This is a genomic window from Christiangramia marina (assembly GCF_048285865.1).
Taxonomy (GTDB): domain Bacteria; phylum Bacteroidota; class Bacteroidia; order Flavobacteriales; family Flavobacteriaceae; genus Christiangramia; species Christiangramia marina.
In genome coordinates this window covers 547,792-563,216 of record NZ_JBLVTK010000001.1, presented here as the reverse complement: position 1 = coordinate 563,216, position 15,425 = coordinate 547,792, and the positions used below count along the sequence as shown (strand labels likewise).

13 protein-coding genes are annotated in these 15,425 nt (G+C 37.4%); 10 read left to right on the top strand and 3 right to left on the bottom strand.

The window, feature by feature from the left end:
- Positions 1-135: 135 nt before the first annotated feature.
- Both ACNKXS_RS02555 and ACNKXS_RS02550 read right to left on the bottom strand, forming a co-directional pair.
- On the bottom strand, positions 136-666 hold the full coding sequence (locus ACNKXS_RS02555) for a DUF4494 domain-containing protein (RefSeq protein WP_298527368.1): 531 nt from the start codon (positions 664-666) through the stop codon (positions 136-138).
- A 125-nt stretch (positions 667-791) separates the two neighbouring features.
- Positions 792-1,085, bottom strand: a complete 294-nt coding sequence (locus ACNKXS_RS02550) for a hypothetical protein (RefSeq protein ID WP_417919494.1) — start codon at positions 1,083-1,085, stop codon at positions 792-794.
- Positions 1,086-1,240: 155 nt separating this feature from the next.
- On the opposite strand from ACNKXS_RS02550, the gene ACNKXS_RS02545 reads away from it, so the two are divergent.
- Complete coding sequence (locus ACNKXS_RS02545) at positions 1,241-1,681, top strand: hypothetical protein (protein ID WP_417919493.1); 441 nt, start codon at positions 1,241-1,243, stop codon at positions 1,679-1,681.
- A gap of 58 nt (positions 1,682-1,739) precedes the next feature.
- Here the strand turns inward: ACNKXS_RS02545 and ACNKXS_RS02540 are convergent, their stop codons facing one another.
- The gene (locus ACNKXS_RS02540; RefSeq protein WP_417919492.1) at positions 1,740-2,297 is read right to left on the bottom strand and encodes a Dps family protein; all 558 of its coding nucleotides are present in this window, start codon (positions 2,295-2,297) and stop codon (positions 1,740-1,742) included.
- Positions 2,298-2,454: 157 nt separating this feature from the next.
- On the opposite strand from ACNKXS_RS02540, the gene ACNKXS_RS02535 reads away from it, so the two are divergent.
- From ACNKXS_RS02535 to ACNKXS_RS02495, 9 genes are all read left to right on the top strand, one after another.
- Positions 2,455-3,069 (top strand): MarC family protein, encoded by a 615-nt coding sequence (locus tag ACNKXS_RS02535; RefSeq protein WP_417919491.1) that lies wholly within the window; start codon positions 2,455-2,457, stop codon positions 3,067-3,069.
- A gap of 18 nt (positions 3,070-3,087) precedes the next feature.
- Positions 3,088-3,618, top strand: coding sequence for a DUF3124 domain-containing protein (locus ACNKXS_RS02530; protein ID WP_417919490.1), 531 nt, complete (start codon positions 3,088-3,090; stop codon positions 3,616-3,618).
- Positions 3,619-3,795: 177 nt separating this feature from the next.
- Positions 3,796-4,002 (top strand): hypothetical protein, encoded by a 207-nt coding sequence (locus ACNKXS_RS02525; RefSeq protein WP_417919489.1) that lies wholly within the window; start codon positions 3,796-3,798, stop codon positions 4,000-4,002.
- Positions 4,003-4,181: 179 nt separating this feature from the next.
- Positions 4,182-4,925, top strand: a complete 744-nt coding sequence (locus ACNKXS_RS02520) for an SDR family oxidoreductase (protein WP_417919488.1) — start codon at positions 4,182-4,184, stop codon at positions 4,923-4,925.
- 621 nt (positions 4,926-5,546) lie between these two features.
- A complete protein-coding gene (gene pelF, locus ACNKXS_RS02515; RefSeq protein WP_417919487.1) occupies positions 5,547-7,061 on the top strand; it encodes a GT4 family glycosyltransferase PelF in 1,515 nt (504 codons plus the stop codon).
- Entirely contained in the window at positions 7,062-8,678 is a 1,617-nt protein-coding gene (gene pelG / locus ACNKXS_RS02510; RefSeq protein ID WP_417919486.1) for an exopolysaccharide Pel transporter PelG, read from the top strand.
- The gene (locus ACNKXS_RS02505; protein WP_417919485.1) at positions 8,665-9,477 is read left to right on the top strand and encodes an endo alpha-1,4 polygalactosaminidase; all 813 of its coding nucleotides are present in this window, start codon (positions 8,665-8,667) and stop codon (positions 9,475-9,477) included. Before pelG ends, ACNKXS_RS02505 begins: the two co-directional genes overlap by 14 nt.
- A complete protein-coding gene (locus ACNKXS_RS02500) occupies positions 9,470-11,431 on the top strand; it encodes a hypothetical protein (RefSeq protein ID WP_417919484.1) in 1,962 nt (653 codons plus the stop codon). The genes ACNKXS_RS02505 and ACNKXS_RS02500 overlap by 8 nt, the downstream gene beginning before the upstream one ends.
- Positions 11,428-15,378, top strand: coding sequence for a DUF2194 domain-containing protein (locus ACNKXS_RS02495; RefSeq protein ID WP_417919483.1), 3,951 nt, complete (start codon positions 11,428-11,430; stop codon positions 15,376-15,378). Before ACNKXS_RS02500 ends, ACNKXS_RS02495 begins: the two co-directional genes overlap by 4 nt.
- Positions 15,379-15,425: the final 47 nt, after the last annotated feature.

Genomic DNA, 15,425 nt, shown 5'->3' with positions numbered 1-15,425 from the left:
GGTTTCCATATAGGCAACTCTTATGCCATTAGAAAAGCCCTGATAATCAGGGCTCAATTTGATCTTATATTAAAATCATGGGTGACAATTCCACACTTTTGCCGTGTAATCTGAATTATTCCTCAATAGTGGAACTTATTCTGAAGGCACTTCTTCAGTCTCTTCTACAACTTCAGATTTTTCAGTTTCTTCAATTTCTTCCGTTACTTCAGAAGCTACCGTTGGTTCTTCTTCATCTGAAAAATATGGGAATACATCCAGGATTGGTGATTCAGTAATTGCAGGAATGCTATAATCGCCCATAGTTTCCTGTAACGCCTGTTCCGTATTTTCATAAGCTTCCTTGACGTCGTTCGCCTGGATAAGCATATATAGATTAGACTTTCTTTCTTTACCACTCTCATCATCATAACTAATGAGCGAAACCTTGGACTTGAACCATCGATCTGAATTTTCAAAAGGATGAACTTCAGATAGATTTGCCACCTTGATATTGGTGATCATGAACTCCTCACTTGTGTAAGTCTTCATTTCCTCTGTGATTCTTGCTTCAGCTTCCGTATAAGAAACAGCGTCCAGAAGATAGGTTTCAGTAGTTACTTTACTTTCCCCGGTTTCATGGGTTTTTCTATACTTTACTTTGCACTCGTACCATACTACGCTCATAATAAAAATCTTTTTTTGGGTCGGCAAATATAGATTTTAAAAGCAAAGTGTTCGTAGCAAGTTTGAGAAATTTGCAGAAGTTATAATATGAAAGTGGAAATGATTGAAAACCGACTATTTACCACTTAGTTTTCTGTAGGTGTGATCCTCTGGTCTGTATTGAGTTGGAATGATTTGCAGCAATAAGTACAGGCCATCAAGGAAGCTTCAGCTAGATCATGCTGAGCATGCAGTTCCTGGAAATCATTAAAAAAGCCAAGTTTGGTTCTTCCAGATTTTTCGGGCAGGAGATCACAGCTTTTAAGGTGAACCACACGTTGGTTACCAAAGCGTTTTCTGTTCTCAAGATAAAAGCAAAACATTCCCTTCTTTTTGGGTAAATATAGCGAAAAATGCTCCCTGAATAATCTCAACTTCATAGCTCAATTTTGAAGGCAAATGTATGTTTGCATCTAAAGCTAAAGGTTCAGAAATTATTAATATCTTTTCTGCTGTATTATCTTATGGTTAATTGATTTGTAGCTGAGTAAGTTGAAATACTAATCATTGAAAGCAGATTATTCATTAATTAAGTATGCAAAAGAAGAAAGTGCTTTTTCACAAAATCCACGGTAGATCAAGCAAGATCTTAATCCCTCTGGCATTAGTGTGCCTCGTATTATACGGCGTAGATTATTTCAATGATATGTTTGGAAGATTCGATAGCGTACTATTATTCAGTGCACATCTAATTCTCTTAATATTCTGGAGCCGAATGATTTTCTACAAGTCGGTAGTTTCCTGGAACAAGCTTGGAGTAAATATCAAAATGAAGGGATTCTATGGAAAGCAGTTTACTTTTGACAAGATTCGTTCGGTTGAAATTACAGATAGTGAACTTATGATTATAGAACGCTACGGAAAAACTTCAAATTTTGATATTAGACAGATTTCAATGGAGGACAGGGAACGAATCGCAAATATCTTCGATCGCTATTGCACTGCATCTTACTTCGCACTCAAGTCTGGTTTTTGATCCTTTTTCTATGGGTAGTGATTAAAATAATAAGGGCAGATATTTCTGCCCTATGAATTTATTTGGGGTAATTAAAACTTCTCAATTTCCATAGATGTAAATCTATAGTATTCCTTAAAGCAATCAATAAATCCTGAGTAACCGTATCTGTTTTTCCGGTTGTTTCGATACGAGCTTCTAATCGCTCTGAAATTGTTTTGTAGCGCTCGCTTAAATGATCAACCACATGATGATCACTTACGAATTCTGAAGTTACCGTGCTTAGATTTGCGTTTGAAGCGACTTCTGCTGGTCTACCATCTGCTGGTTTACCCAAGGCTAATTTACGCTCAGCGACCTGATCTATAAAGCCATTCAGTTCACCGTACATGTCTCCCAGCATTTCATGCAGACTAATGAATTGTGGACCACGCACATTCCAGTGTGCTTGATGTACTGCGTGTTTTTGATCGATTATTTCATATAAAGTAGCTTGTAAAGCATCTGTACTCATAGAGCTTTTTGTTGCATGCGCCGGAATTCTTTTGTTTACTGAATCTGACTTGAAGTTGGCATTTTGAGCTTGTAGATGTCCAACTATGAAAAGAACAAATGTTAGTAGATAAATTTTTTTCATTTTTTTATTTTCAATTTAACCGATATCTACAAGTTTACCCGTTAATGAAATTACAAATGATTTAGATTAACATCTATTTTAATTTGTTGAAGGTAACTTCTAAAGAGGCTGATAGTATCAGAACATTTAATTAATTTAGTTGCCAGACATTGGAACAATGAACGAAATCATTACTACTATTTTCTTTTTTATTGCCGTGATCGATCCGCTTGGTTCGGTACCGGTTTATCTGGAAGCAACCAAGAATATTCCCGAAAAGAAACGTAAGACTGTCGCGATCAGAGCTTCTATTATTGCTTCTCTAATACTACTGTTCTTTATTATTGTAGGACAGCTTGTTCTTGATGGAATGGATGTTTCGCTGGATGCTTTTCAAATCTCAGGGGGTGTGATCCTTTTCCTGTTCGCACTTACTATGATCTTTGGTGATGGAAAACCTGAATCTGAAAAAGGTCTTATTAAAGATTACAAGCATGTGGTGATCTTTCCAGTTGCCATCCCGTCTATCGCTTCTCCAGGTGCGATCATGGCAGTAGTGCTAATGACAGATAATAATCTATATACAATACAGCAACAGGCTGTGACCACGGCGTTGGTTCTTGTGGTTATCGCTATAACTTGCATATTGCTATTAACAGCTAATCGAGTGAAAGATCATGTGGGAGAATATGGGATCACTGTGGTAAGTAAGATCATGGGGCTAATCCTGGCAGCCTACGCAACCCAATCTATACTGGCAGGATTAAGAGACTTTTTCGTAGTTTTAAAATAGCCTGAAAGCCTAATTCGTATGATTAAAACAAAATATCCACATAAATATTTCTTCGGTTTTCTGATAGTTCTTCTGGTGTTGCAAGCCTGCGAGGATAAGAAGGAGATCAGCTCTATAGACCCAATTAATTGGGAGTCGAGACAAATTGCTATTCCGAAGAATGATTCCTTGGCTTCCGGAGAAACTTATCTCTCTATTTATTCTGAAATCTATAGTCAGACAGAACATATCACTCACGATCTAACTGCGACCATTAGCATGAGGAACACCAGTCGTGAGGATACGATTTATGTTGAAAGAGCCGACTATTACGCGACCAATGGAAAGCTCATCCGAACTTATTTTGATGCTCCCATTTATATTGCGCCACTGGAGACGATTGAAATTGTGATCGATGAAACCGATAAGTCTGGTGGCACCGGTGCTAACTTTGTATTTGACTGGCAGGCAGATCTGAATACTACCGAGCCGGTATTCGATGCTGTGATGATCTCCACTTCAGGGCAGCAAGGTCTATCTTTTACTACACAGGGAATTCGTACTGAATAGTTATTTTTCTTAGAAAATAGAGGTTCCACCGTTAACTTGATCGTTGAATACTAGTATTTTAACGGATATTTTTTTTATTTCTCAGGATTTAATGCCTAAATTTACCATCCAAATCAGGTCTAAACCTACAAATGCCAGCCCTAATCCGCATTTATTAAGACCATAATAAATTGCGTCATGAATAAAGTGAGGTTGTTGGGATTGGGGATGATCACCTTTGGAATCCTAATTGGCTACCTGAGCACAAGTACAAATTTTCATTTAATTTCGGGGGTCATGCTGGGTCTCGGTGTAGGATGGACTATAACCGGTAGATTCGGTCGAAAACATGATACTACCATTTCTGGAATTAAAACTACTACTTCAGAAGAGCAAACCGTCTAATTTCATAGATTCAGTTAAGGAGAACAATTGTCTTTAAAAATTCTGTTTTAAGGTGACATTATTAACCCAGATCAATTAACCAGGTTAAACTATTTACAAACCCACTCCCAAATTTATACAGCTCCATATCCCCTCGTATTTTTGTTTCCGAATTTAAGTGAAATCTAAAAATCACAATTATGGAAGATAATATCAAAGGTAAAGTAGTAATTATAACAGGTGGTAGTAGTGGACTAGGAGAAAATACGGCCCGTCATTTAGCTTCACGAGGAGCAAAGGTAGTTATTGCCGCAAGACGTAAGGAAAAACTGGATGCAATTGCTGAAGACATCAGAAAAGATGGCGGTGAAGCGCTTGTAGTGGAGACTGACGTTACTAAAAGAGAAGACCTGAAGAATCTCATTGAAATTAGTAAAAAAGAATATGGAAAAATTGATGTTCTTATCAATAATGCCGGATTAATGGCTATCGCACCTCTTGCTGAAGATAAAGTGGAGGAGTGGGATAAAATGATCGATATTAATGTAAAGGGTGTGCTTTACGGAATTTCTGCAGCGCTACCAGTATTCCAGGAACAGGGATTTGGCCACTTTATAAATCTTTCTTCAGTTGCCGGAATCAAAGTATTTAGTCCTGGAGGAACCGTTTATAGTGGAACTAAATATGCGGTAAGAGCAATTTCAGATGGGTTACGTCATGAGGTTGGTGGGAACATAAGAACAACAACCATAGAACCTGGAGCTATAGATTCTGAATTAAAATATGGTTCAAGCCATGATGAAAGTTCAGAAAACGTAAAAGAGTTTTACAAGCAGGCAATTCCTGGAGACTCTATTGCCAGAGCTATAGCGTATGCGATTGAGCAACCAACAGAGGTAGACGTGAATGAGATCGTAATTAGACCTACAGTTCAGGAATTCTAGTTGAGATGTTTATACCGAAGTAAAAAAGTCCTTCAGATATTTCTGTAGGACTTTTTTATAGTGTTAAACTTCAGGTTTTTACTGAAGTACTGCAGCTCTTTCGGTTTTTACCTCGTAGTCGGTATTTGCTCCTTCCGAGTAGAAAGTATCCTCATTCCAGGAGTCCATTTCAACATCCTGTGCAATTTTTAAAGCAAGATCTGGATTAGAGATAAATGATTTTCGAGAGGCAGCAGGTCTGCATCAACATCTTCAATAACTTCACTCCCTTTTTCTAAATCAAAAATTTATCAGGAATTTTCTCGAAGGCTATAAGGATTTCTTATTTTTTCAATCAATTTATTCTTTTAAGGTCAGAATATTAAGATACTTATATCAATGTCTATAACTATTTCGCATTTTTTGGATGAGATGATTTTCTGAGGAGTTTATTGGGCGCAAAGTCGCTTTCATATAGCAGCGAAATTTTAACAAAATTATACGAGCTTGCAGGAATCTAAAAAAGTATTTCATACGTAGATTTCCCGTGCGTTTAAAACGGGTTTCAATCCATTGGATTAAATTCAGGACGTCATTATTCTATAATTTTAATTGTATTTTCGGAATTCTTACAGGATAGCTATGGGGAAGCAGTCGGTAATGTTGGTGTTGGAAGGAACCTATCCTTTCAATGGTGGTGGAGTTTCTACCTGGGCGCATCTATTATGTAGCCAGGTAAGCAACGTGAATTTTAAATTGTACTCCATTAATGCCAATTTTGAAACTACACCAAAATATGACCTGAGCCCTAATATTACCCAGGTAGTTCAGGTTCCATTATGGACTCCAGATGAACCTTATGATTATATTAGCTATGGGGACGAATATTACAAAACCGTAGGTAAAAAGGAATGGACCACGAATGAGATTGTGGAGCGTGAATTTGTGCCGGTTTTTTCAAAATTGTTGCATTTAATTTATGATGATAATCTCGAGGTTGAACATCTGGATGAGGTTTTTAGAGCTCTGTGGTTATATTTTGAGGATTATGATTACAAGGAAACGATGCGAAGTGAACCTGTTTGGAAGGCTTACCGTGAGATCATGTCCCAGTATATTGTAAGGGATTACAACCCAGATGCAGCTTTGATAGATATTACCATTGGTCTTCGATGGATCTATAGGTTTTTAATTCCACTGGCCATTACCGATGTCCCTAAATGTGATATCGCTCATCTAACCCTTTCAGGATTCCCTGTGATTCCGGCTTTGATCGCGCATTATAAGTACGGTACAAAAATCATGCTTACCGAGCACGGAGTTTTTATAAGGGAGCGACTTCTCGCATTGAACAATTCTGAATATCCGTTTTTTCTGAAACGTTTATTAATACGCTTTTCAGAAGCTATAGCAAGGTTGGCCTATTATAAATCTGAAGCTATTGTCTCAGTAAATAAGTTCAATATTAAATGGGAAAAAATGTATGGAGCAGATCCCAAAAAGATTTCGATCATATATAATGGGATTGATTCTGATAAATTTAAACCGAAACCAAAACCAGACCATCTTAAAAATGTTCCAACGGTTGTCGCAGCTGCCAGGATCTTTGAGCTTAAAGATGTGATCACCATGATCAGGTCGTGTGCCGTAGTTCAAAAATCTATTCCAGATATTCAATATCTAATTTATGGTGATGATAGAGCGGTTCCCGAATATACAGATACCTGTCTGCATTTAATCGATGAACTGGGAATAAAGAAGAATTTTAAATTGATGGGGCCTAGAAGCGATTCGCATAATATTTTCCCGGAAGGTGATCTTTCTATTCTTACTTCTATTTCTGAAGGTTTTCCTTATACAGTGATTGAAAGTATGAGTTGTGGTGTTCCGGTTGTTTCTACAGATGTTGGTGGAGTTAAGGAAGCGCTCGACGAAAACAGCGGCTTTTTATGCAAACCGAAAAATGCCCAGGAAATCGGGGATAGAGTCATAGAATTATTACAGAACCATGAATTACGCTCGAAAATGGCAACCCACGCAAGACAACGCGTATTGGATCACTTTACGATCTCGAAATTTATACGGCAATATGAAGATGTTTACGAACAACTACTAAATGAACATCTAGTGGAGAACCAACCTGTGGAAATATTTTAGATGAACCCAGAACAAAGAAAAGCTGTAGCACATCTCATCATTGCTATTAAAGATCGTAACGGGAAACCGGTAAATTTAAATGTAGTGATTGCTACTATAGAATCTTTAGGCATCAGGGAAGTTGATGTTGAAAAAGATTTTGGCTTTGATAGTATTTTAAATCTTGCGAACTATATCTATAAAGTCTTCGGTTTAAAAGCTTATAATGATTTAAAGAATGACAAGCAACGAGTAGTTGAGGCCAAGAATTATAAGAAGATTGCCATTTCCTCGTATTTTTCATCTCGTGCGGTCAAACAATTTATACTTGAGAATGGATCTGGGATCTCGAACTTTTTGCCGGTTGCGATACAGGTGATCTCAATTGTACTTTTCGGGATTTCACTATGGACATTTTCTAAATTCAATAACCTGCAATCTACTGCCGTAGTTCTTGGTGTAATTGTGGGCTTCGTGGCTACGGGGGGATTTGTGCAGGTAATTGGAAAACAGGTTTCCTATTATTGGTATAATGAAGATTTTTATATGGCCCGGCACTCGGTTCTCAATATCATAAAGTACGGTACGCTTACCATCCTGGTTATATTCATATTTTCAGCCTTGCTTAACTTTATAATACCTTTATACTCTATTAGTTTTGTGATCATCTGTTTTTCTTATGCCTTATTTATTGGCTTCCTACTTTTGGTACTGGCGCCCTTATATGCATTAAAGCAACGTTGGATGATCACGGTGAGCATAAGTTTAGGAACTGCACTCGCACTTGCTTTACATTTTTTTACTAATGTCCCGGTATATTTTCTCCATTGGGCAGGAATAGTTGTAGCAGCCTTAACCTCGATCTTATATTTGCAATGGTTCTTAAAACATACTTTAAAGAAGAAGAAATCCAGGTCCATCGTAGAACCAAAAGTGACTTTGTCTATTTACCGCAACTTTAATTATTTTTTATACGGAATTTTCTTCTTCCTTTTCGTCTTTATGGATAGGATTATCGCATGGTCATCTTCTACTAATCGCGAAATACCTTATCTATTCTACTATGAAAAGGATTATGAAATAGGCATGGATCTCGCCATTCTGTTCTTCTTTTTGCTGGGTGGAGTGCTGGAATACAGTATTAGCTCGTTTAACCGACATCTGGACTATTTTCAGTTAATTCATACTTACTCAAAATTCAAGAAATTCAATCGTAAAATGACGGGTTTATATCATCGTCATTTGAGATTGCTTCTTTTCACGACGATGGGAGTGGCGATCCTATTATATCTTATCATGACCCAGCCCTGGGGTTATAAAGCGGGATTTGATGAGGCACTTTCAGAACTGAGTATTAAGGTGAGCATATTAGGGAGTATAGGTTATATATTTCTTACTATAGGTGTTTTAAACACGCTTTATCTGTATACTCTTAATCAAAACCGGAAACCGCTGGTAGCAATTATCGCTGCGTTGTTAACAAATTTTATATCGGGAGTGATACTAAGCCGACTCATATCTTATGAGTATGCGGTTGTTGGTTTAATGCTGGGATCTCTGGTCTTTATGCTTGTAACCTTTAGATATACGAAGCAGTTTTTTAAGAATCTGGATTACTATTATTATGCAGCATATTAAATATTTTGTGATGGGTCTGGTTTGTTTTTCAATCTTCAGTTTCTCTAAATGCAAGCACGAAACCGCAAAACGTGTGCTTGTAAATTATGGTGATTTTGATCCTGAACTCGTTCGGGGTTATGACTATGTAATATTAGAAAGCGCCCATTTCTCTTCGGAAGACATTAAAATTTTAAAGTCTAACAACCAGAATGTTCTTGCTTACGTAAGTTTTGGAGAAGTGAATGAAGCTGCTCCACATTATAAGGAGATTTCAGAGTATACGCTGTCAAAAAACGATATTTGGAATAGTTACGTGCTCGATTTGGAAAATGAACAAACACGCCAAACAATTTTTGAGATCGTAAGAAATAATCTGGAAACTAAAGGTTTTGATGGACTCTTCCTTGATAATATAGATAACTACACTTCTTTTGGACCAACCCCAGAAAAACTGACTGCGCTCGTGAGTTTTCTAAAACGTCTTAAAACCGAATTTCCAGAATCACATTTAATGCAGAATGCTGGACTGGAAGCGCTTGATGAAACCGAAGAGTATGTAAGTTCAATCGCGGTAGAATCTGTAGCAACCAATTATAATTTTGAAACTTCGGAATATAGAATGAGAGAATCGAAAGATTTCAATCAAAGAATTAACAATTTGAAGAGCGTGGCTCAGGATTTTGGATTACCTATTATAATTATAGAATATGCAGATAGTGCAGCTCTTAAGAAGGCCGTGAAAAAGCGTTTGAAGCCTTATCAGGCAAATCTCTTTATTGGAAAAATTGAGCTTCAAAACCTACCGGAAAATGAGTGATGTTTATTTCTGGTTCAGTGCAACTTTACTGGGACCACTAAGAATTCTTTTATTCTTTTTGTTTTTTTACATTCTATACAGGTTAACTGCTGTAAAATTATCTTATCAAACGGGAATCGAATTTTTTGTCCCCAGGTTCGTGATGGGACTTTCCGCAGCGATCATTGTTAGTTTATTTCTAACACAGATCAATGGTTTCGATACCATGCTAATTTTAATGATCACATCCTTATTCTTTGTCCTGAGTTTTTTAAATCTAAAACGAAAAAAACCACTCAAAGCTCAACTTCAGAAGATTTACAGCCGATTAATTTTATATGTGGTAATAAGGTTTGAGGCTAATCGGTCATTGGTAGAGCGTAAAAATTTCAGAAAAAGAAAACCGCAGACTCTGGAAGCTAAAAAAACAAAATTCTGGCAAATTGGAGTTGCTCTGTTCATTTTCGCCGCTATGTTTATGAGTAGGTATTATTTACTGCAGTATGATAATTACCTCTTAAGTTCATCCTGGTATGAAGATCTGGATAAAGTAAAAGCCATTGCAGAACAAACCTGGTTCAGTGTTGTTTCAGATTCTATGGGTGGTTATGCGATCATTTCGTTATACGCAAAGATCTCAGGTCTAAGTGATATGCTGGCCTTGAGTAATGCTGGCTTTATCGAGTCGGCATTGCTGGCAGTGATCATATACTGGGCATTATATAAGATAACACATAAACATGGCCCTGGATTACTTGCGGCATTGGTATTCGGGTTTGGCTATACCATCATTCCCTTAAATATAGATTCTGTTCTGCAACATAAATCGGTCTTTCTCTCCATGACACTGGCATTGCCGTTAATGATCTTCAACATGTATCCCACAAGTTTCCGTCAAAAGAAATTGAATTATTTCATGTGGAATGTTATTGGTGTTCTGGCCTTGAGTTTTATTAATCTTTTTATAGCTCTGGCCGTTTTATTGCCGTTTATTCTCATTTGTCTTGTTATTAACCCAGCTGAAAAACGAGCGTATAATTTACGGGCTTTAACGGCATATCTTGTTAGTGCCGCACTAGTCCTCCTGTGTTATCTCGTTGTTTCATACTTCCTGCAGGTAAGCTTTGTGAATCTGTTAGTGTCTAAGTTAGTCTCATTTGATTATTATACCTATACACCAAACCTTATTCTTCCATTTTCAGAATTAGTGTGGTATTACATAAGTATAAACCTGGCTTTGGGAATTGCTGCAAGCTTTATGATCGCCAAAAAATCTTCCCGATGGAGGTCTATATTAACAATTCTTGTTTTTGTCCTGTTTTTATTCACGATATATGTCCTGGATATTCCCATTCTGGATGATGATCTTTTGCTACAACTCATAGGGGTCTTCTTGCCAATACTAATTGGACTGTTATTCTATTTTATCTATCTGCCATTTTATAGTCTGATTAAAAAACTGAATGCTTCCAACTTTGCAGAAATTAGTGTCGTTCTAATTTTAACCGGAGGTTTATTTTATGTTGGAGAGAGTAAGGCCAGTGTGACCAGCGAGGTTTTTGATACAAAAAAAGATATTCTTCAGGCTTATTATGAGATCGAGAATAGCAGGCTACCCTATTCTTATGCTGTGGTGAACACATCCATTAATGGTCGGGTAAGCCGCGGCTTACATTACTTTCTGAGTTATGGAGATTTTAACGCATCATATCTCCAAAAAGATAAAAATTTTGCACGTTATAAGGCTGATGAGGAGTATTTAAAAACCCATCCTGAAGTAATCTTGCCTTCCAGTGTTTTTGTATTTGTTCCGGAAAAATTGAATGCTAAAATTTTGGAAGGTGTACAAAGGAGTCTGCAGATCTTAAAACGAAGAGGAAGAGAGTTGAAAATGGTTTACGAAGGTCCTTCGGTACAGGTTTTTGAAATAGTAAATATTCCGAATTCCAGTAAAATAAATGAATTGTTGTTGTGAGAAATTTGAGAGGTAGGTTTATCATATTTTTAGTTAGTATTATTTTGATATCTGGCTGTGAAAAGGATAGCAAGGAGCAGGAAACGGCTAATATAACAGAACGTGTAAGTTATGAAGCTTATAGTAAAAACCCTTTGGTGACATTTATCCTGGATCCAAAGGATAAAACCAGTATTAATTATAAAGAGAACATTCATAAAACACTCAATTATTCCAAAATTCCCTTTACCGCTATTCAACTGGATGAATTTAATTCCAAACCAGCCTTCGGGGCAAATAATCGCATAGTTATTCTTACGAATCCCGATGACCTGAATAAGCGAGCATTTAAACAAATCCTTGAATTCCTTGAAAATGGAGGGATGGTCCTGCTGCCTACTTTAAGTTGGGGGGAGCAATTTAACTTTCTTGCAGGGGTGAGACTTGATGGCTTTCAACAAATTGATACAAAGGCTACCGGTTACCTGGCTCCCAATCATATTCTTCCAAATTTTAAAAACAAGGCGTTTAAGAAGTCCACTCTACTTAATGGGTTAAACAGAGAAAGTTTTTCAGCGGATATAAAAGTACTGGCTACCGCAAATAGTGATACAAACTACCCGGCAATTCTTCAGAATGATCTTGGGAATGGTAAGGTGATCCTGATGAACACTTCTCAGGCCTTTGAAAAACGCGATCGCGGATTAATCTTTAGTATTCTTTTGCATGGACTTGAAGAAATTCCATATTCCGTTGCAAATACTACAAGCATTTTTCTGGATGATTTTCCTGCGCCAATGTATAACATGGCTATGGAACCTGTTCATACAGAAATGTCTGTGACTCAAGCCAACTTCTATACAGATCACTGGTGGCCAGACATGCTGAATCTTGCCAAGGAACAGGGCTTGATTTATTCCGGTTATGTTTGTTTCGATTACCGAAACCAGACCACACCGCCGTTTACTTTTGAAGAATGGGAAAGCTCAAAAAAACGAGAATCTGGTAAAACAGTCATCGCATCTGACTGGCTAATGAATCAAATGAAGAATTCTGATCATGAACTCGCTTTTCATGGCTATAATCACGCTTCACTGGTTGAGAACGACTGGCCAAATTACGATTTTATGGTCCTGGGATTGGAAGCCGCGAAAAAGAGGTGGCAGATCAGGAACTATGGAAAGCTACCTGTAAGCTACGTTCCGCCGTCCAATAATATAGATAGTCTTGGTTTTGCAGCGCTACAACAAGTGTTTCCTTCCATAAAATATAATGCCAGCCTGTACCTGGGTAATTTTGAAGATGGTGGATCTCGGGAATTCGACCCAGAACCATTCAACACTCATTTCTATAATTTCCCAAGAATTACCAGTGGCTATACCATGGACATAGCCAATCAATACAACCAGCAAAATCTATATTTATACACAGGTATCTGGTCACATTTTATACATGCAGATGATATTTATCAAATACCTTCAAGTTTTGAGGAGCAGGAGCCGCCATACGACTACCGAAATCAGGAACAGCTGGGCTGGAAAATTTCTAAAAACGGTTCTCTAGGATTGTATCCACGCTTTGAAAATTATATCAAACAAACAAAAAAGCTGTTCCCTTTAATGCGGTTTCTGGCAGTTAAGAATGCTGCTGAAATTACTGAAGCCTGGAGAAATGCATCTTATTCGTATAGTTTTGACAATCGGGAGGTTAAGGTAAGAACAAGCAAAGAAAATGAGAATTGGTGGTTTCTTTATGTGAATGATCAAAATAAAACGCTGATCGAAGAATATTTCAATTCCGGAAAATTCGAATTTTCAAAAACAAACCTGCATACAGGGAAGTTGTACATGCTGAAATCTGAGACTGGACAAGTGACTATTCCATATTTTCCGAAGAACACTTCAGCCTTAAAAGTTTCACTGGCAGAACAGTTCGAAAATTATGTCAATCTGGAAGAAACTCCGGCAGACGATTCCATTACAGAAAAAATAAATGGGTTAAAACAAAGTTTGAAATCATCGAACTCCTTTTCTAAAAATAAATGGCTTGAACTCGCCCGTTATCTGGGGTGGCAGAACAGGCAGGCAGAAATATGGCCCTTGTTAAAAATCCGTTACGAGCAGAGCAATGGAGATCAACGATATATTGAGCTGGCAAGTATGCTGGTAAAAGGCAGTGATTATCCAGACATGCAAACCCGGAAATTCTGGATGGGTGAAAAAGTTGCGGTTTCAGAGGATCCACAGTTGAAACTCGATTATATCGGCTACTTCGGAAATGATAACGGAGTGAAATTAAATTCTGCTGAATTCAAGCAATTGATCGCTTCAAACGAATCAGAAAATGTTCGAAATTATATTGAAATGTTTCTGAAGGAATATCCCGATGAAGCAGCAAATTACTTTACCAGAATTCCCTGCTCTAATAATCAGAATTCTGCAGAGACCATAAGCTGGTTTTATGCCGATAGGCAGAACTATAAAGAAGCGATCGCCTGGGCAGGTTGTGCAGAGACGATAGACGCAGAGACCATAGATCAATGGTATTTAAAAGATGGGAATGAAGCAGAAATAAAGCAAAGAGGTTATCAACTTTATATTAATTGGTTGTTGAGTAATTCACCGGCCAAAGCCACACAGCAATTGATCAATACTGATGCCTGTAATGATGAATTAGAGTCATTAGCTACAGAGATCGCCTATGCTTTTGGAAACCAGGGAAGCTATAGAATGGCCTTAGCTTGGAGCGAATGTAGCACAGCTTTACCGGTTTTAACCAGAATGTATTGGTTAGCACAATTAAGCAAAACACAGGATATTGAGGATTTATATGCTCAAATTAGTCCTGAGAATAAACAATTCAAGGAGATTCAGGAGTTTTTAGTATCCTACTATATCTCAGAGGCTAATTTCATTAAAGCCTGGAAAATTACCGATGCTATGCCAGCATCTGACAAGAAAACAGAATTCAGAAAGCAGTTGAATAAAGATGTGGTATTTATAGATAGAGATAAGCAAAAACAATTATTAGAGGAAAACCCTGATCTTTTTGATACTAAGGTATCGGCACTATTGGAAAAGAATATTAGAACTACAGAAAGTGATTTTATCCAGTTAAATGGGAATATGGTGGCAGACAGGCTGGATCCTAATTATTATGAATCAAAGATTGGTTATGGGTTAAGAGACAGTTCCTTCAACACGCATATTTTCAGCCTGGTTCAAACCAAGGCTTACGAAGTGCCAGTAGTACAAATAGCTCCTAATAACATAGATCGTAGCTTGTATGGATTAGATTATCAATTTCTAACAGCTATAAAACCTGGAAAATTCAATTTCACGGCAGGTGCGAGGCTGGAAATGGACCAGGATGAGAATTTGTTTTATCATATTCGTGCCGGGGCTAGTATTAGTAAGGACAGTCTTTATAGTTCCGCTTCTGTGTTTAGGCGACCTGCGCTTACCGGTGGAGCGTATGGTTTGGAGATTTACCAGAGTCAGCTAAATATCTACGAGGAGTTAAGGATTAATGAAACTTTTAGAACTACTCTGTACCTGGAAGGAAATCATTATGACGATGATGGCACCGTGGACGCTACTGCTGCTTTTGCTTTCTACGGAAAAATATATCGAAGTGGAGGATCTTCAATGTCTGCATATACTGAGGTGGCAGGATTGCTTGGTAATAGTGATAAAAGTAGTGGTTATCCCTACTGGACACTCAAAGAGAGATTATATGGTGGTTTTGGAGCTGGATATACCTTTGGGAATTTAAATAAAGATATTAATCTAAGCCTTGATGCGGCATATTTTCTTGATACGTTTTCAGATAATTTTCAGCGTTACCGTGGTAGTTTTAGCTATCCTTTTGATGATAAACTGTATTTCACAGGTAGCCTGGAATTCTATACTTTAAAGAACTTTTATTCTAACAACTTTGGCGTTGGATTACGCTACTACCTTGACTAATGAGAGACTAAAATTAAGTTTGACTATTTGAGGATTCAATTTTATCG